This window comes from Rhizobium sp. M1 (genome assembly GCF_002531805.1).
Classification (GTDB): domain Bacteria; phylum Pseudomonadota; class Alphaproteobacteria; order Rhizobiales; family Rhizobiaceae; genus Rhizobium; species Rhizobium etli_C.
Genome location: NZ_NWSW01000031.1, coordinates 1 through 18,687, shown reverse-complemented (window position 1 = coordinate 18,687; position 18,687 = coordinate 1). Strand labels below are relative to the sequence as shown.

Here is an 18,687-nt window from a genome sequence, read left to right as displayed (position 1 = left end):
AGCCATCATGTCCCTACTAGCGTCGATATCCGACCTGCCGAAGGCAATCACCCCAAATGATGTGGCCACGCGAACGGGTCCGGCAAATTCTGTCCCGCCGATGGCAAACGCCACGCCGGGCGCTGCGTTCGGCAAGGGGCTAAGGCTGAATATACCAGCTCCACTCGGACGCAGGGCACCTCGGCTTGCTACGTCGTCGATCTTGGTTGCCGGCGACATTGCGAGCTATCTCATCGCCTACTCTCTTCTATTGCTGTTTCTTCCATACGGTTCGGAGAACATGCTGCTGGAGCGTGCTTGCGCACTCGCAGCACTGGCAGCGATCATCCTCTATGCGTCGAGCGCGCTCTATCCTGGCTATCGGATCCACGACCACGAACATCTGCGCCGCCGCACGATGGCGTCTGTCAAGGTGGCTGTCATTGCGGCGCTTGGGGCAATCCTTCTACCGGAAGGGACGCGACTGTTGCTTCCCCTCTTTGGGTTTCTTGGCCTCGGGCTGATTGTTCAGCCTGCCATGCATGGGGTTGCCCGTGGTCTGTCGCGCAGACTCGGTGTCTGGGGAGAGCGGGCGGTGATCATCGGGAGCCGCAACCGTATCCCCGCGCTCATCGCGCATTTCAAAGACCATTGGCAGTATGGCATTCGGCCGGAATCCTGCTCCCCCGACATTTCGGAACTATCACCCGATGACCGCCCATCGATTGCCTTGATCGCCGATGATACGGGCTCACACATCGCCGAGTTGGCGACGTTGCGTCAGACGTTCGCCGAAGTCATCCTCCTCTCCGACACGCCAAACGTCAAAGTGGCCGGATTGCGACCGGCGGAGATCGGCGGCGAGATCGGTGTTCGCTTGGCGAGCAGCGGGGGGGCGGCAAACTCGAACCTGGTGCGTCGCGCCCTCGATCTGGCGATCGCCATCCCCGCGGTGCTGGTGCTTATGCCCGTCATTCTCATTGCTGCTGCGGCGATCTATGCCATCGATCCGGGGCCCGTTTTCTTCAGGCACGCCAGGGAAGGTTTGTTTGGCAAGCCGGTTCACGTCCTGAAGCTCAGGACGATGTACCGAGATGCGGAACAACGCCTCGAAGCGTTGTTCCGAGACAATCCAGCCGCACAAGCCGAATGGTCCACTCACTTCAAGCTTCGGGAGGATCCGCGCGTCTTGCCGGTGATCGGACATCTCCTTCGCGCATCGAGCATCGATGAGCTCCCGCAGCTGGTGAATATCATTGCGGGGGAAATGGCCTTCGTGGGACCCCGTCCGTTTCCGGAGTATCACCTCTCGGCGATGGATAGCGATTTTCGTGACAAGCGCCGTTCGGTCATACCGGGCCTGACAGGCCTCTGGCAGATATCCGAACGAAGCGATGCGAACATCGAGCTGCAGCAGCAACTCGACGGGTTCTACATCGATAACCGGTCCTTGTGGTTCGACTGGCACATCCTTCTCAGCACAATTCCTGCGGTCTTGAAGGGCAAGGGAGCCTGCTGACCGGTTTCTCGTCCTGCGCGCAATCATCAACAATGGAGCACATCAATGCACGGACACAAGCGAGTTTTGGTTACCGGTGGCACCGGATTTCTGGGATCATTCCTGTGCGAAAGGCTTTTGCGAGAGGGCAATGACGTCCTCTGCGTGGACAACTACTACACCGGTTCGCGCGACAATGTGCTGCATCTCCTTGACGATCCTCGCTTTGAGGTGCTCCGTCATGACATCACCTTCCCGCTTTATGTGGAGGTCGACGAGATCTACAACCTCGCCTGTCCGGCATCTCCGGTCCACTATCAGCACGACCCCGTGCAGACGGTGAAGACCAATGTGCACGGTGCCATCAATATGCTCGGCCTGGCCAAACGCACCAAGGCGAAGATCTTCCAGGCATCGACGAGCGAAGTTTATGGCGATCCGGCCGTCCACCCCCAGCCCGAGGAGTATCGAGGCAGCGTTAATCCCATCGGTCCGCGGGCATGTTATGACGAAGGCAAGCGGTGCGCCGAGACGCTGTTCTTCGACTATCATCGTCAATACGGCGTCGAAATCAGGGTGGCGCGGATCTTCAATACCTATGGGCCGCGCATGCAGACCAATGACGGCCGCGTCGTCTCCAATTTCATCGTTCAGGCACTTCAAAACGAGCCGATCACCATCTTCGGCAACGGCACGCAGACGCGCTCGTTCTGCTATGTAGACGATCTGATCGAGGGCTTCATCCGCCTGATGGGTGCGCCCGCCGGTGTTACCGGTCCGATCAATCTCGGTAACCCGGGAGAATTCCAGGTCCGGGAACTGGCCGAAATGGTCATCGAGATGACGGGATCGAAATCAAGCATCGTCTACAATCCTTTGCCGATCGACGATCCGACGCAGCGAAAGCCCGACATTTCCCGCGCAACGCAGGACCTCGGCTGGCAGCCGACGGTGAATCTGCGTGAAGGTCTTGAGAAAACGATTGCATATTTCGAGTGGAAGCTTTCAGGCGGAGGCAAGAGCATGGCCGGCGCCCGGGCCCAGCGAACGGGTTACGCCCATCTGACTACCCCAGCCGTCGGCCTTCCTGTTCAGGAAGCCGCAGCAATCCGGCCATGAACGGCAACGTCGATCATTACAAGGCGAAGCTCTCTTTCGATGGGATATGCCGGAAACATGAATGTGCGTAGCGTACCAACAGGAGTCGCCCCTGCGGGCACAAAACAGCGGTTAGGCCCCATCGTCTTTGCGGTCGATGCGGCCTACGCCGTCCCCTTGGCGACCGCCCTTAGATCGGTCGCCGAGAATAACCAGAGCGCATGGCCCCTGGACATCCATGTCATTCATGAGGGCATAGGCGAAGAAACAAAGCGACTGATCTTTGAATCTCTACCGGCAAGTTCTGCCGTCATTCAGTGGCATCCCATCGCCACATTGTCCTTCGCAAGCGGATTTTCCACTCGCCCCGGCGTTTCCAGGATGACTTTTGCAAGGATCCTTCTGCCGCAGTTCCTTCCGCAGACCTGCGACCGGGCTCTGTATCTGGATGGCGACATCCTGGTGCTGACTGCGCTTGAACAGTTATGGAATACCGACCTCGGGGACGCGGTGATCGGCGCGGTACCCGATTACTGGCTGGATAGCGCTGCGCGCAACGGACCAGGTGCAACAGGGGGCGCTCGGGTCAAACGGTATTTCAACGCCGGCATTCTCCTTATCGACCTTGCAAAATGGCGAAACGAGCGAATATCGGAACGATCGCTGGATTATCTTGAGCGCTTTCCGACGACGGAATATTCCGACCAGGACGCTCTCAACGTTGCCTGTGACGGAAAGTGGAAGATCTTGGACCGGGCGTGGAATTTTCAATTCGAGCCGATGCGGGCGATCGCCGGCATCGCGCTCGAGCAGAAGCCCGCCATCGTTCATTTCGTGACCAATGTGAAGCCTTGGAAAACAGGAAGCTTGAGCCCGAACGTCGCCTTTTACGACACGTTTCGGTCCCGGACCCGTTTTGCCCTTACACGTTGGGGGCGCCTTCAGAGCAGTTTGAAGCGTGCAGGCTCCCGGCTGCTTGCCCGATCTGCCTTGTTGAGAGCTGCATGGTCCTACACGAAAGCGGCTGTGCGGGCGCACGCCTCAACGTCCGTGCATAAAGCAAAGTGAAGCCGAAAGACAGGCTGCGGAGGAACAAGCGTGCAACGCGTTGATGTCGTCATTCCCTGCTACAACTACGCTCATTTCCTAGAGGAATGTGTTGAAAGTGTTCTTACGCAAGCGGGCGTCGATGTGCGGGTACTTATTCTGGATGACTGCTCGCCAGACAATACGCCGGAAGTCGGAATGGCTCTGGCATCCCGGGACAGCCGGGTCACCTATCGGCGGCACGCGGCAAACAAGGGCCACATCGCCACCTACAATGAGGGAATCGAGTGGGCAGGCGGCGATTTATTCCTGCTTCTCTCCGCGGACGACTATCTCTTGCCCGGTGCGCTCGGCCGCGCTTCGGAACTGATGCGCGATCATCCGGATGTCGGGTTTACGTTCGGCAACGCCCTCATTGCCGAGCCGAGTGGCGCCATAACCAAGCGCGTCGATCCTCTCGGCTCCCACGGCGTGCCCGCGACGCAGGTCTTTTCCGGTCCGCAATTCATGCGGTTGAGCGGAGCCAACAACCTGGTGCCGACACCGACCGCCGTCGTAAGAACGACGCTGCAAAAACAGGTCGGCGGCTATAATAAGGAACTGCCGCATGCCGGTGACATGGAGATGTGGCTGCGGCTCGCATCACATGCCGGAGTGGGTTACATCAACAAAGATCAAGCAGTGTACCGCAGACATGCTTCAAACATGTCGCTACAATACTATGGACAAACTATCCTTCCCGATCTCCGGCAAAGACAACAGGCTTTTGATATTCTGTTTCGCCAAGGCGCCGATAGCCTCAGGCAAGATGAGAAATTAAGACGTTTTCTTGCCAGAGATCTCGGAAAACAGGCGCTTCGGCAGGCTGGCCTGGCATTCAACAATTTCGATGTCGCCACAGCCGTGGCTATTCAACGCTTTGCTCTCGAGGTTTGCCCCGAAGTCAGAAATTCATTGCCCTGGGTCAAGTTGGTCTGCAAGCGGGCCATCGGGCCGAAGTATTGGTGCGCCTTGAATTCTATCGGGCGACGAGTCACAGGATGAGCAGAGATCAACGGGTCCCTGAAACACAAAACCCGGTGACGCATGCGCGTCACCGGGTGAGTTGGGCAGTAACAGCTTGCAAGTTACGAAGATATTCCCTGCTGTTGGTATCAGCATAACGTCTTTGCGCTCATGCCAGACATACCATCCTGGAACAAGTCGTTGAGCTTGAACACAACTTCCGTCCTGTTGGTTGCCTTGACCTTTTTCATGATGTTGCGGACATGCACCTTGACGGTGCTTTCTCGCAGATTGAGCTCATAGGCAATGATCTTGTTCGCCTTGCCGCGCCGCAGGGCTGCGACGACTTCGGCCTGACGATCTGTGAAGATCCCAGCCAGCGGCTGGGCTGTCGAGCTGCTCGACTGCAGCAGGTGACGCATGGCGAACAGCGCGCTTGCGGGCACAAAAAGTCCACCTGCTACCGATAGCGCGATCAGTTCCATGCAAACGCTAATGCTGACGGAGGCCGGTATGTAGCCTTTGGCTCCGCAGTCGATCGCCCTGACGATCTGGGCGAAATCGTCACTATCAGACAGTATGATGACCGGCGTCGAGACAAATTCGGAGGAAAGGCTCTTGATCTGCTCCGAAACGGCAGGCTCGTCTACCATCTTGCCGCCGACATTCAAGAGGATTGCCGAAAGCGGAGGATATTCTTCGCGCTTCTGCTTCCACTCCTCAATCGATCCGAACGCCAGAATCTGGAAGTCTTCCGTGTGGGCGGCCATGCATTGGGCAAGGCAATGCCGATCAAGTTCCCTCCTGTCGAGAATGACAAGGGAGTGCTTCGGACTGCCCGGTCGGACAAGCACCGCCGAACCGTTTTCTATTTCTAGGGGAAGTGTTATATTTTCCTGCCTATGGTTTATGTTTATTGAATCCAACGCCTTATCCTCCTAGTCTTTTTCCACGCGTACACAAAGTCGAACATTTAACTCCCCTCGCAGAAAGGAGAGTTTGGTTAACAAAAGTGCTAATTTATTACCACAGTTCTGGGGTTGTCACACTAATTAATAGTGGTTACGCCTGCACCTTTGTTCCATGATTGGCTATCAATAGATCAACTTTTGAAACTTATCAATATATTTCTAAGCAATTTGCATGTCGGTTTGTGACATTACTATATATATTCAATGAAGCTCGCCAAACATAGCCAATCAATGCCCCGTGTTTGATGTAGGGGCAGGATCGGCCACTGGCGGACGGCCGCTGCTGTCGAGCGATGGCCATAGACGTTCGCGATCCTCGTCATCCGATTTTCGTAAGCATATACGCCTTTTGGTGAATAAGCTTCGACGTATTGTTTCTTTACTAAGAGGGCGAAAACAATTCTCTTTGGAGGCAGAGAAATATTTGCTCTGTTGAAATGAAATCTTGCGCATTCATACGATTGTGACCGGTTTCCAGATCAGGGCCTGTTTGAGTAGGGGACGAGCCGGGATGATTGCATCGAACGTCAAGCTGGATGACAGCTGCGTTATTCACCATCGAGATCTTGTGAATCTCTACGGCTGCACGATTGGCGCGGGAACGCGCATCGGCACCTTCGTTGAAATCCAGAAGAACGTCACCGTCGGAAAAGACTGCAAAATCTCCAGCCATTCCTTCCTCTGCGAAGGCGTGACGCTGGAGGACGGCGTTTTTATCGGCCACGGCGTGATGTTCACCAATGACACTTACCCGCGTGCCGTCAATGCGGACGGCAGCCTGCAGACCGAAGCCGACTGGGTCGTCATTCCCACGCTGGTCAAGCGCCACGCGTCGATCGGCAGCAACGCCACCATTCTGCCTGGCGTGACCATCGGAGAGGCCGCCCAAGTCGGCGCCGGCGCTGTTGTGACGAAGGACGTGCCTGACGGCGCAATAGTTGCCGGCGTTCCGGCCAGGATCACCGGTCACGTGCATGACCGGTCAGTAAACATGCAAGCGTTTGGAGGAATGCGATGATCGGCATTGCTGTTGTTGGATATGGCTATTGGGGCCCGAACCTGGTTCGCAATATTTCAGAGGCGGGCGGCGCACAGCTCATTTCAGTCTGCGATCTCAATGTCGAACGGCTGGCGGCGGTGAAGAGCCGCTATCCAGCAGTGACGATCACCGACAAATTCGAAGAAGTCCTGCGCGATCCGAGAGTGGATGCGATCGCCATCGCGACGCCGGTCTCCACCCATTTCAAGCTGGCAATGCAGGCTATGATGGCCGGAAAGCATGTCTTCGTCGAAAAGCCGATGGCATCGACGACGGAGGAAGCCTCGCGAATGGTCGAAGAAGCAGCGCGGCGACGCCTCGTGCTCGCCGTCGATCATACCTTCGTCCACACCGGCGCCGTCCGCAAAATGCGCGAACTGGTCGAAAGCGGCTTGGGCGACATGTATTACTATGACTCGGTTCGCGTTAATCTGGGGCTGTTCCAGCATGATGTGAGCGTCATCTGGGATCTCGCCGTGCACGACCTGTCCATCCTGGACCATGTCCTGCAGGAAAGGCCGGTCGCGGTTTCCGCGACGGGAATGAGCCATGTCCTCGGCGAACCGGAGAACATCGCCTATCTGACGCTCTTCTTCGAAAGCAAGCTCATCGCCCACATCCACGTCAATTGGCTGGCGCCCGTCAAGGTGCGCCGCACGCTGATCGGCGGCAGCAATAAGATGATCGTCTATGACGATCTGGAGCCCAGCGAGAAGATCAAGGTCTACGACAAGGGCATCACCATGTGCCCCAACTCTGATGCATATGGCGAGAAGGTCCATCAGATGCTGGTGGGATACCGCAGCGGCGACATGTGGGCGCCGAAGCTCGATATGACAGAGGCGTTGAAACGCGAACTGGATCAGTTCGTCGATTGCATCGAGCAGAATTCGCGGCCGATCACGGATGGCCAGGCAGGCCTGCGTGTCGTCCGCATCCTGGAAGCCGCAAGCCGGTCGCTCGCTCAGCGCGGTCGCATCATCGAGCTCGAAGAGGCGAGGCTTATTGCATGATCCCGTTCCTCGACATCAAGGCACAATATCAATCGATCAAGGGTGAGATCGACGCCGCCGTGCTTGGCGTTCTCGCCTCCGGGCAATACGTGCTGGGCGAAGAGGTTCTGCGCTTCGAGCAGGAATTCGCCGACTATTGCGACGTCAAGCATGCAATAGCCGTCAACACCGGGACGAGCGCGCTGCATCTCGCTCTGCTTGCCGCAGGCATCGGCCCCGGCGACGAAGTCATCACGGTGCCCTTCACCTTCGTCGCGACCGTGTCGGCAATCTGCTACGCAGGCGCACGGCCGGTGTTCGTCGATGTCGAGCCCGTGACGCTCACAATGGATCCGGCTGAGATCGAGGCGAAGATAACCTCGCGGACCAAGGCCATCATCCCCGTCCACCTCTACGGTCAGATGGCCGATATGGACGCGATCAAGGCGATTGCCGATCGCCACGGCATCCCCGTCATCGAAGACGCCTGCCAGGCCCATGGAGCGCTATATAAGGGCCGGCGTGCCGGCAGCATCGGCGTATCGGGATGTTTCAGCTTCTATCCGGGCAAGAACCTCGGCGCCTGCGGCGAGGGAGGCCTGGTGGTCACCGATAACGACGACCACGCCAAGACGATGCGTATGCTGCGCGACTGGGGTCAGGAACAGCGCTATCACCATCTTCTGAAGGGGTTCAACTATCGCATGGACGCCATTCAAGGAGCCATCCTGCGCGTGAAGCTCCGGCACCTGGAGGACTGGACGGAGGCGCGCCGCGCTCATGCGCGCCGTTATTCGTCGCTGCTGGCCGGATTGGCGCATTTGAAGCTACCCGCCGAAACCGCCGACCGGCGTCACGTCTACCACGTCTATGCCGTCAGGAGCGCCGATCGCGAGGGACTCCAGCGTATGCTCAGCGCCGAGGGCATACCCTCGGGATTACACTACCCCATTCCCGTTCATCTGCAGAAGGCTCATGCCGATCTTGGTTACCGGGCCGGCGATTTCCCCGTCTCGGAAGCCGCGGCACGCGAGGTGCTCTCCTTGCCGATCTATCCCGAGATGCCATCGCGGCATATCGACCAGGTCGCGGCCGCCCTGGAGTATGCCTATGTCAGCTAGTCATGCAGGCGGGGCCCGGATCGTGCAGGCGGTCCACGGTCGCCATGAGCGGCCGGCAGATCCGGCTTATCAAGCGGGGCTTGTCGAAGAGCTCAGGCAATCATATGGGCGCGCCGGCCTGATCGAACTCTACGGTCGTTTTGCGACCGGGGACGGCCCTGTCGACACCCTAATGCGAAAGGCAATCTGGCAGGCGATCGCGCGGAGCTGCGGCACCGGATTGCAGGTTGCTGGCGGCGCCGGTTTCAAACATCCGGAAACATTCGAAATCGGTGATGGCGTATTCATCGGCGCCCAGGCCTATATCCAGGGACGCTTCGACGGAACCTGCAGGATCGGCAACAATGTCTGGATCGGCCCGATGGCCTATTTCGACGCCCGCGATCTCGTGATCGAGGATTCCGTCGGCTGGGGACCTGGCGCCAAGGTGCTGGGATCGACCCACACGGCACTGCCGGTGGATGTCCCGATCATTCGCACGGATCTTGAAATCAGGCCGGTCCGCATCGGCGCAGAGGCCGATATCGGAACGAATGCGACCATCCTTCCCGGCGTGACGATCGGGAAGGGGGCGATCGTTGGAGCGGGAGCAGTCGTCGTCTCGGACGTCGAGCCCTTCTCGGTTGTCGCGGGAGTGCCTGCAAAATTTATTCGTTGGCGTTCGGAGAATGATCCGATGACGAACATGTCGCGTGAGGAAAGATCATGAGAAATAAACGGGTGCTCATTACCGGCGGTGCCGGTCTGATCGGTTCGCATATTGCCGATCTTGTCGCATTGGAAAAACCTCGCGAGATCATCATCCTCGACAATTTCGTCCGCGGGCGCCGGGACAATCTCAGCTCGGCAATAGGCAGCGCGCCCCTTAACATCATCGACGGAGATATCCGCGACAGGGCACTGCTGGCGAAAGCCTTCGACGGCGTCGATATCGTCTTTCATCAGGCGGCCATCCGCATAACCCAATGCGCCGAAGAGCCACGACTGGCTTTCGAAGTCCTGGCCGAAGGAACGTTCAATGTTCTCGAAGCTGCCGTCAAGGCGGGTGTTTCGAAGGTCGTCGCGGCCTCTTCCGCCTCCGTGCTGGGGCTTGCCGAAAGCTTTCCGACGACCGAAGAACATCATCCCTACAATAACCGGACGATCTACGGCGCGGCAAAGACCTTCAACGAGGGATTGCTGCGCAGCTTCGCGGACATGTATGGCCTACGCTATGTCGCGCTGCGCTATTTCAACGTCTACGGGCCACGAATGGACGTTTACGGCGCCTACACCGAAGTGCTGATCCGCTGGATGGAACGCCTAGCAGCCGGAATGCCGCCGCTTGTCTATGGCGACGGCAGCCAAACGATGGACTTCGTCGATGCACGCGACATCGCCCGGGCAAACCTGCTGGCGGCAAAGAGTGACGTTACCGACGAGGTGTTCAACGTCGCGAGCGGTCGGGAAATAAGCCTGCTGCAACTCGCGCAGATGTTGAGTGACATCATGGGATCCTCACTCGAGCCGCAACACAAAGAGGCGCGCGCGGTCAATGGCGTAACCCGTCGTCTTGCTGATATCAGCAAGGCCGAAAGGCTTCTGGGCTTCAAGGCGGAAATCTCGATGGAGCAGGGGCTTCGTGACCTTGTCGCGTGGTGGCAGTCGAAGACTGCTGCGGCCGGAGGTCAAGCTGCATGAGCCCGTCATTATCCACAATCCCCGTCGCCAAACCCGTGCTCGGAGAGGAAGAGGCTGAGGCTGCGCGCCGCGTTATTCTATCGGGATGGGTGACCCAGGGGCCGGAAGTCGCCGCTTTCGAGCGTGAATTCTCAGCCTTTGTCGGCGCGGCACACGCCTGTGCCGTATCCAACTGCACGACTGCGCTGCATTTGGCCCTGATGGCGGTCGGCGTAAGCGCCGGCGACGAGGTCATCACGGTCAGCCATTCGTTTATCGCAACCGCGAACGCCATTCGATATTGCAATGCGGTGCCTGTATTTGTCGACATCGAGGCCGATGGCTACAACATCGATCCCAGCCTGATCGAAACGGCCATCACGCCCCGCACCAAGGCAATCCTGTGTGTGCATCAGCTTGGGATGCCTTGTGATCTGCGGCCTGTCGTCGAGATCGGCAAGCGCCACGGGGTCCCGGTCATCGAAGATGCGGCCTGCGCGACGGGAAGCGAAATCCTTTGGGACGGCCGCTGGGAAAAGATCGGCAAGCCGCATGGCGACATTGCCTGCTTCTCCTTCCACCCGAGAAAGGTCGTCACGACGGGCGATGGCGGCATGTTGACCACGGCCAATGCCGAATATGACCGGAAATTCCGGCTGTGGCGCCAGCATGGCATGAGCGTCACCGATGCCGTCCGCCACGGCTCGAAGCAGGTGATTTTCGAGGATTATGACGAGCTGGGCTACAATTACCGGATGACCGACCTTCAGGCCGCCGTCGGACGCGAGCAGCTGCGGCGGCTGCCGGAGTTGGTTGCCCAGCGCCGGCTGCTTGCTGAGCAATATTGCGAACGTCTTTCGACGATTTCAGGGCTTTCACTGCCGGCCGAGCCGGGCTGGGCTCGAAGCAACTGGCAGAGCTTCTGCGTGAGGTTGTCCGACACGGTCGACCAGCGGGCCGTCATGCAGAGCCTGCTCGACCAGGGCATCTCGACCCGGCGTGGTGTGATGAACATTCACCTGGAGGGAGCCTATTCCGGTGAGCGCACCCACCGCGCTGCCACGAGCCTGACGCGAAGCACATCTGCGCAGCAGCAAACGATTATCCTACCGCTTTACGCCCAGATGACGGTGTCTGACATGGACCGGGTTGTTGAGGCACTTCGCGCAGCCCTTGCGGAAGCGACCGTCGGAGCCGCCGGCGATCAACGTGCCATGGATGTCGCAGTCGCCTGAACCGGCATTTGCCCGACACGATAAATCTGCATAACCAACAATGCGCGTATCTGCGGATGCGCGCATTGCTCGTTATGCGGATTTCGTGATCCAGGCGCGGATGATTGCCGGCACGGACTCCGGCGGGAGCAGGTCGATCAGCATACGCAGCGAATAGAGCCCGCAGATAATGACGGCGACGAAGCCGATCATCGTCGCCGGCCAGAGCGGCACGATCGAGAACATCAGGAACACCAGTCCCGATGCGGGCAGGAAAAGCAGCGCGTGTCTGCGATTGGCGGCGGACCAGCGAAAACCGGTCAGTGTCCGCACGATCACGTAGATCAGGATGCTGTGCCAGACATAAAGGCCGAAAAACGCCATGCCGGCCCCTTGGGTGCCGAGCAGCGATACCAAGAGCCAGGCAAGCCCGACATGCACGACCGCCGCTGCAACTTCCGTCCAGAAGAAAATCGCCTGGGTATGCTTGGCAACGACGATGAAACCCATCGGCCAGGAAATAATCCGCAGCATCATGCCAAGGCAGATCCAGCGCAGAAGATCGACTGCGCCATGAAAATCTGCCGAATAGAACAGGTTCATCATGAGCGGCGCGAGCGTCAGCGTTCCGAGCAGGCCGGGGCCAGCGAGCAGCATGCTGATTTCCGCCTGTTCATTGACCAGCCGATTGCATTCGGCATTGTTGTCGGCTGCCGCGGTCAGGCGCGGATAAAAATCCGTCCCCATCGCCTGCAGGATGAAGCCGGCATAGAGACCGCCGAGGCCCCACGCCGCCTGGTACAATCCAGCCGCCATGACGCCGCCCTCCTTCAGCACGATGAGGCGGACGGCATAAGCCGCACCGAAGGTCAGGAGCCCGCTCGCCATGAAGACGAATCCGAGCCTGAGCAGTGCAGACACTTCCCGGCCGAACTGGCGCGTGGGCATTGGCGCGGGATGCGGTGAGATCCGCCGGCTGTACCACCAGGTCGGAAGGATTGAAGCCGCCGCAATCACCACGAGGGACGGAGCGATCGCCTGTAGGCCGAACAGATAGATCAGCGGGATGCTCACGGCCGTGCCGAGAAGCCCGGCGAGCACGTTGATACGGGCAAGATCGGCAATGCCCCGCAGGCCCTGGATCAGTGCTGTCTGCCCTGCAGAGACCAGCCGAAAGAAGATTGCCAGTGACAGCAGTGCAATGCCGCCGGCATGCTGGTAGTCGCCGAAGGTGAAATTCGAGACGGGAAATGCCAGGGCGGCGAGAAGCAGCGCACCGAGCAGTCCGAGCACCATCGATATGCGTCTCAGCACTGTTGCCGATCGTGCGATCCTTTCCGCGTCATCGGTGCCTGCAGCTTCGGCAATCTGGCGCACACCGCTGCTGCCGACGCCGAGCCCGGCAATCGCCTGGGCGATATCGAGGATCGACCCGTAAAGGCCCATCAGTCCCACGCCTTCCGGCCCAAGCATGACAGCCATGGCTTTGTTTCTGATAATGCCGAGCGCAACGTTGACGAGGGAAGAGCCACCCATCAGCATCGTCGATTTGAGGATCTGGGTGTAGGTCGGGCTGCTGGGCGGGATCATCCTCAACGTCATCGAAAGCCCCAGCCGTTTACCCCGGGCCGACGTTCAATCGCCCGCCGCGGGCTCGATTGCAGCACATGCTTTTCGCTGTTCACCGGCTTGCCTGACTGACATGCGCCTCTGTCTGAACAGGCAGCGCAGCGTCGTCTTTGGATGGTGCATCGGCGAAGCGGGCCCGGGTGACCCTGACCACGTCGCCCGGCGCCAGTTCCGTCGTTTCGGAGGCCGGGAACTGATTGACCTCACCCTTGTGGCGCCGGCTGACGCTGAACGTCAACGGCAGTTCGTCGCTGCGGTTCATTACGCTCGCGCCGTTCGACACTTCTTCGAGAAGCAGTTGTTGCGTGGTGTCGCGCTTCAGTTTGAGCTGATCGAGATTGGCCTTCTCCGCCTGCACCTCGGAAGCGTTGTCGCTGCGGCGATTGTCGGAAAGTCCCTCGAGATTGCGCGTCGTCTCATTGATCGCCTGGCGACCCCGCATGATGGCGGTGACGAGGTCGAGCCGGTCGGAGCGATAGGTGGTCAGCAATCGTTCCAGATCCATCTGGCGTGAGGTGATCGTCAGGCCCTTCTGGACCAGCGTCCTCACGCTCGTCAGCTGGTCCTCGACCGACTGGATGTTGTCGTCCGAGCCTTTCAGCTTTTCTTCCAGCGTCTCGATTTCCGCGTTCAAGAGATTGCGCAATTCGACGAGGGCCACCGACTGTTTGTCCAGCGCGCTTGCACGGGCCTGAAAAATGACCCGCTCCTCCTGGTAGATACTCTCGGCATATTGCCGGTCGGCAGCGGGCGGTTGATCGAAGACGATCTCCTTGGCGCCGGTCATCTCCGCTTGCAGCCGCGCGAGCTTTGCCGCACTGCGCAGCAGCGCGTGGTCGATTTCGCGCAGATCGCCGGCAAGCTTGATCGTCTCCGATTGCTGCTGCGCCGCAGCCCGCAACGGGCCGCCGCTCATGGCGAGCGATTGCAGGACGCTCAAGCCGGAGTGAAACTTGTATTCTCCCGGCGCCATCACGTCTCCGACGACGTAAATGGAGGGATAGTTGAGGATATCGATAGTCACGGCAGGTGCCTGGGCCAGACCCATCTTCGCCTGAAGGCGCTTGCCGATCTCGTTGGTGAGGCCCTCATTGTCCAGATTTCCAACCGCCAGCGACCCTAGAAAGGGCAGGGAGACTATGCCTGCATCCGAAACCGTATATTCGCCGCCAATCCCATCCCATCGTTCAAACTGGCCCTTGGACGGTATCCATTGCACGACCGTCAGGCGGATCTTCGTTTGTGGAGTCAAGGGGGAGCTGTCGGCGAGAGCTGGCGGTACAGCTCCGGCAAGAAAGACGAGTGCACTGATGACGAACGTCGCGCGAAAGAACGCGCGCGGGGTGCGGTGCGAAAGATTGATATACATGGCTCGCCTGCAAAACATTCTTACACGGACGCTGATACGATGCCTGAACGCTGTTCGAGCGCCGGACGCGAAGTCCGACGCTGCATCGCCAGTGTGCAGTCTGGCGAAGCCTTGAGGAAGGTGGAGGTCGTTTGCTTTGCCACATCAATATTGATGAGGTGGGGAGGTGCTTCAGGCTAAATTGGGTAGAAACATATATCCTCGGCGCGACGCGAAGCTATAGACCGGGGAAAATCAACAGGTTCTGCACGCAGGAATAGGCGGGCTCGCTTTGAGGAGCCGCAACCTTGCCGGCAGCGCCTTTCTGCTCGGATCGTCGTTTTTGCCGGATGATGACCGGCGGCGTCGCCACTGCCGCGGCTTCGAGCCTGCACAGGGCGCGCTGAACTTCGCCCTGGTGCCTCTGATCCAGCGCCTCAGCGGGAAGCGAGGCCGTTTGCCCAAAGGATGCCGCCAGTAGAGCGAAAGGCGTAGGACATACCCGGGTGTTTTTCGACTACAATTCAGGGCCGCATGCCGAACGATTCTTATAGATTCGGTCCCGTTAATCACGCGAGAGGTGCCGGCCATGTATCGCAACGCTCGTCGGTGGACGTCGCGCTCACTTCTGGTGGATTCGTTGATTCCTCGGTGGTTGGCAGCCGGCGAAAAGGGAAAGCCGCGCAAGCCTGCCGACAGGCGCGCGGATAGCGCGCAACTTGCGGCATCCTCGCAAACAGCGGATGGAAACAAGTATGATGGCACGCTCGTCGACGATCCCAACGATAAGCCGGCGCTCAACGAGCACGACGCTGAACATCGGACGGGCGTGATCGCCGATCCGGACGGTCAGGAGAGTATCGCTCACCCACTGCCGGCCTTGTTCAACGCTTTCGCAGCAAATGGCGAGACGGGGGACCGGGAAGGCGACACGGTTGCGTCGCGGTTGTTCGCCCATGCGCCGGGTTTTGCAGGCTTCAACGTGAAGGCGAACGGGGTTGCATTCGGATATCAATCGCCGCCTTATCACGCCTACGCTGGAATGAACCTCATCGGCGATGATCCTCTGGCTCCGTATCTGCCGCAAAACCCCGCACCGACAGGCTCGGGGCACGAGTCTGCTTCGGTGGCGGGCGAGCGTGCGCAGTCGGGCAACGTCGTCATTCTCGAATCGAGCCCGTCAGCGCAGGCGAGCGCCCAGCATGCTGGAGCAAATTCACTGGCGTTCGGCATGCCCTTTGGCGTGTGCGGGTGCGGCTACTTTACGTCCCCCACGCGAATTCTCGATTGGGCGCATGGCGGCGCCATGCTCCAACAGGACGGGCAATTGCCGGGAACCAAGCTGACCGTAGGGCCGGACTTTGTGTCGACGGCCAAGCGGGCCATTGCCGCCTCGATCAGCGACCCGCTTCTCGATCGAAACCTGTCGCCCCTCTCGGGCTGGCGCGGAACGGCAAGTTGGACGGAAACAACGGCCTTGAACGGATCCTTGCCGGGCGGCGGTGAGACCGGAAAGGGCACCACCACGAAGGGTGTCGGCATCCTTTCCGGCTCGGTGACGACGTCACCGACGACGCAGCGGTCGCTGACGACACAAAATCAGGCAGCCGCGGCAGCTGCGGCCAGCAACGCGATCGTCCTGGAAAATCAGAAGCAGGGTAATCCGGAAAGCGAGTGGGGCATCGTCGGTGCCGGTAGCTCCAACATCGAAGGGTTTGCGACCGATATCAGCGTCGACAACGGCAAGACGATCAGCTTCAAGATCAACACGAATTCCACCAACTACCGGATCGATATCTACCGGCTCGGCTATTATGGCGGCATGGGGGCCCGCAAGGTCGCGACCATGCAGCACACCGGTTTGCAGACCCAGCCTAATCCGTTGCGCAATGCCACCACGGGCACGGTGGACGCGGGGAACTGGGCTGTTTCGGCGTCGTGGACCGTACCTGAGGATGCCGTCTCGGGCGTCTATATCGCCAAGCTCGTGCGTCAGGATGGCACCTCCGGCTCAAATCATATCCCGTTCATCGTGCGTGACGACAGCAGCCAAAGCGACATCGTCTTCCAGACCGCCGACCAAACCTGGCAGGCCTACAACGGTTGGGGCGGCGCAAACTTCTATGGCGGCAACGGGCCGGCGACGGGGCAGGGTGCTGGTCGCGCTTATGCGGTCAGCTACAACAGACCGATTGCCACCCGCGGCGGGGTCGGCACTTTTGCCGGTCCGCAGGACTATCTGTTCGGCGCCGAATATGCGGGCATCTACTGGCTGGAGCAGAACGGCTACGATGTTTCGTACATGTCCGGTGTCGACGCCGACCGTTATGGCAGCCTGTTGCTCAATCACAAGACCTATATCGATGCCGGGCACGACGAATATTGGTCCGGCCAGCAACGCGCCAATGTCGAGGCCGCACGCGACGCGGGCGTCAACCTGCAGTTCTGGAGTGGCAACGAGGTCTATTGGCGCACCCGCTGGGGCAATGCCTATAGCGCCGACGCCACGCCCTATCGCACGCTGATCTCCTACAAGGAGACATGGTCGCCCAGCGCCAGCATCGACCCTTCCAACGAATGGACAGGCACCTTCCGCGATCCGCGTCTTAGCCCACCTGCGATCGGCGGCGGAAACCCGGAAAACTCACTGACCGGGCAGTTGTTCAAGGTCGACGATGTCGGCAACAATCTTCAGGCGATTACTATTCCCTATGACGACGCCAATCTGCGTTTCTGGCGCAATACGAGCGTCGCCAACCTTCAGCCCGGCCAGACGGCGACGCTCACCAAGAACTATCTTGGTTACGAGTGGGACGAAGCGGTCGATAACGGCTTCGATCCAGCCGGCCTCGTAAAGCTGTCATCGACGACGGTTCCGGTCAGCACCTATTTGCTCGATTACGGAAACACGACCGGCAATGGCGTCTCGACCCATAATCTGACACTCTATCGCGCTCCGAGCGGCGCGCTGGTGTTCGGCGCCGGCACCGTCTACTGGGCCTGGGGCCTGAGCGACAATCACGACCTCCAGGCGACGCCGACGGACCCGCGCGTACAGCAGGCAATGGTCAATCTGCTTGCCGATATGGGCATTCAGCCGGGAACACTGCAATCCGGGCTCGTCGCCTCAACCGGTTCCACGGATAATGTTGCGCCGACCTCCGTCATTACGGTGCCCGCCACGGCGGCTGTTGGAACCACCGTCACGATTTCGGGTACCGCGGCTGACACGGGCGGCGGTGTCATCGCCGGTGTCGAGGTTTCGACCGACAACGGGGCGAGCTGGCATCCGGCGACAGGCGATGAGAACTGGACTTATAGTTGGTCGCCACAAGTGGCAGGCAGCTATACGATCCGCTCGCGGGCCGTCGACGACAGCATCAATCTCGAAACGCCTTCGGCGGGACGCACGGTCACCGTCAGCGGGCCGAATTACACGTCGCTCTTCGGTTCGGCGACGCCGGCGGTCGTCAACACCAACGATAGCTCAGCCGTCGAACTCGGCGTCAAATTCCAGACCTCCGTGGCAGGCACCGTTACCGGCATTCGCTTCTACAAGGGCGACCAGGATACCGGCACGCATACCGGTTCATTATGGTCGAGCACCGGCACGCGGCTTGCGACCCTCACCTTCACGAACGAGACCACCAGCGGCTGGCAGACTGCCTATTTCACCAGTCCGGTGTCACTGACGGCCGGACAAACCTACACTGCATCTTACCACACGAATACCGGTCACTATTCGACGACCACCAACTACTTCACCTCAAATGTGACCAGCGGTCCGTTGACGGCGCCGGCCAGCGGCAACGGCGTCTACCGCTATGGCAACAACAGCCTGTTCCCCTCGAGCACCTTCCAGTCGACAAACTATTGGGTCGATGTGATGTTCACGACGCCGAGCTCGAACAGGGCGCCGACGGCGGTTGCCGATGCGGGGAACGCGACGGAGAAGGGCGGGGTGGCCAATGGTTCGGGCGGTGTGGTTGCGAGCGGCAACGTGCTGACCAATGACACCGATCCGGATTCCGGTGATACCAAGACGGTCACGGCGGTGGTCTTCGGTGCGACGTCGGGCACGCTCGGC

14 protein-coding genes are annotated in these 18,687 nt (G+C 59.5%); 11 read left to right on the top strand and 3 right to left on the bottom strand.

Going from position 1 to position 18,687, the window contains the following annotated elements; translation table 11 throughout:
* Positions 1-7 precede the first annotated feature (7 nt).
* The 4 genes from CO655_RS25510 to CO655_RS25495 are packed head-to-tail and all read left to right on the top strand — an operon-like array spanning position 8 to position 4,666.
* On the top strand, positions 8-1,498 hold the full coding sequence (locus tag CO655_RS25510) for a sugar transferase (RefSeq protein ID WP_176539302.1): 1,491 nt from the start codon (positions 8-10) through the stop codon (positions 1,496-1,498).
* A gap of 45 nt (positions 1,499-1,543) precedes the next feature.
* On the top strand, positions 1,544-2,596 hold the full coding sequence (locus CO655_RS25505; RefSeq protein ID WP_097607502.1) for a UDP-glucuronic acid decarboxylase family protein: 1,053 nt from the start codon (positions 1,544-1,546) through the stop codon (positions 2,594-2,596).
* Between the two features lie 57 nt (positions 2,597-2,653).
* A complete protein-coding gene (locus CO655_RS25500) occupies positions 2,654-3,643 on the top strand; it encodes a glycosyltransferase family 8 protein (RefSeq protein ID WP_097667287.1) in 990 nt (329 codons plus the stop codon).
* Between the two features lie 30 nt (positions 3,644-3,673).
* Positions 3,674-4,666 (top strand): glycosyltransferase, encoded by a 993-nt coding sequence (locus CO655_RS25495; protein ID WP_097667286.1) that lies wholly within the window; start codon positions 3,674-3,676, stop codon positions 4,664-4,666.
* 110 nt (positions 4,667-4,776) lie between these two features.
* Here the strand turns inward: CO655_RS25495 and CO655_RS25490 are convergent, their stop codons facing one another.
* Positions 4,777-5,553, bottom strand: coding sequence for a response regulator transcription factor (locus tag CO655_RS25490; RefSeq protein ID WP_097607500.1), 777 nt, complete (start codon positions 5,551-5,553; stop codon positions 4,777-4,779).
* A gap of 556 nt (positions 5,554-6,109) precedes the next feature.
* Here CO655_RS25490 and CO655_RS25485 point away from each other — a divergent pair.
* Genes CO655_RS25485 through CO655_RS25460 form a run of 6 tightly spaced genes read left to right on the top strand, consistent with a single transcriptional unit; the run spans position 6,110 to position 11,644 of the window.
* Positions 6,110-6,616, top strand: a complete 507-nt coding sequence (locus CO655_RS25485; RefSeq protein ID WP_010028549.1) for an acyltransferase — start codon at positions 6,110-6,112, stop codon at positions 6,614-6,616.
* Positions 6,613-7,650 (top strand): Gfo/Idh/MocA family oxidoreductase, encoded by a 1,038-nt coding sequence (locus CO655_RS25480; protein WP_064685173.1) that lies wholly within the window; start codon positions 6,613-6,615, stop codon positions 7,648-7,650. The genes CO655_RS25485 and CO655_RS25480 overlap by 4 nt, the downstream gene beginning before the upstream one ends.
* Positions 7,647-8,750: a DegT/DnrJ/EryC1/StrS family aminotransferase gene (locus CO655_RS25475; protein ID WP_010029995.1), complete on the top strand. Its 1,104-nt coding sequence runs from the start codon at positions 7,647-7,649 to the stop codon at positions 8,748-8,750. Before CO655_RS25480 ends, CO655_RS25475 begins: the two co-directional genes overlap by 4 nt.
* Positions 8,740-9,459: an acyltransferase gene (locus CO655_RS25470; RefSeq protein WP_097607499.1), complete on the top strand. Its 720-nt coding sequence runs from the start codon at positions 8,740-8,742 to the stop codon at positions 9,457-9,459. The genes CO655_RS25475 and CO655_RS25470 overlap by 11 nt, the downstream gene beginning before the upstream one ends.
* The gene (locus CO655_RS25465; RefSeq protein ID WP_064685170.1) at positions 9,456-10,430 is read left to right on the top strand and encodes an NAD-dependent epimerase/dehydratase family protein; all 975 of its coding nucleotides are present in this window, start codon (positions 9,456-9,458) and stop codon (positions 10,428-10,430) included. The genes CO655_RS25470 and CO655_RS25465 overlap by 4 nt, the downstream gene beginning before the upstream one ends.
* A complete protein-coding gene (locus tag CO655_RS25460) occupies positions 10,427-11,644 on the top strand; it encodes a DegT/DnrJ/EryC1/StrS family aminotransferase (RefSeq protein ID WP_097667285.1) in 1,218 nt (405 codons plus the stop codon). The genes CO655_RS25465 and CO655_RS25460 overlap by 4 nt, the downstream gene beginning before the upstream one ends.
* Positions 11,645-11,716: 72 nt before the next feature.
* Here the strand turns inward: CO655_RS25460 and CO655_RS25455 are convergent, their stop codons facing one another.
* Positions 11,717-13,225, bottom strand: coding sequence for an O-antigen translocase (locus tag CO655_RS25455; protein ID WP_097667284.1), 1,509 nt, complete (start codon positions 13,223-13,225; stop codon positions 11,717-11,719).
* A 79-nt stretch (positions 13,226-13,304) separates the two neighbouring features.
* Positions 13,305-14,621: an exopolysaccharide biosynthesis protein gene (locus tag CO655_RS25450; protein ID WP_097607496.1), complete on the bottom strand. Its 1,317-nt coding sequence runs from the start codon at positions 14,619-14,621 to the stop codon at positions 13,305-13,307.
* Positions 14,622-15,189: 568 nt separating this feature from the next.
* On the opposite strand from CO655_RS25450, the gene CO655_RS25445 reads away from it, so the two are divergent.
* The coding region (locus CO655_RS25445; RefSeq protein WP_097667320.1) for a N,N-dimethylformamidase beta subunit family domain-containing protein at positions 15,190-18,687 on the top strand (3,498 nt) is incomplete at its 3' end.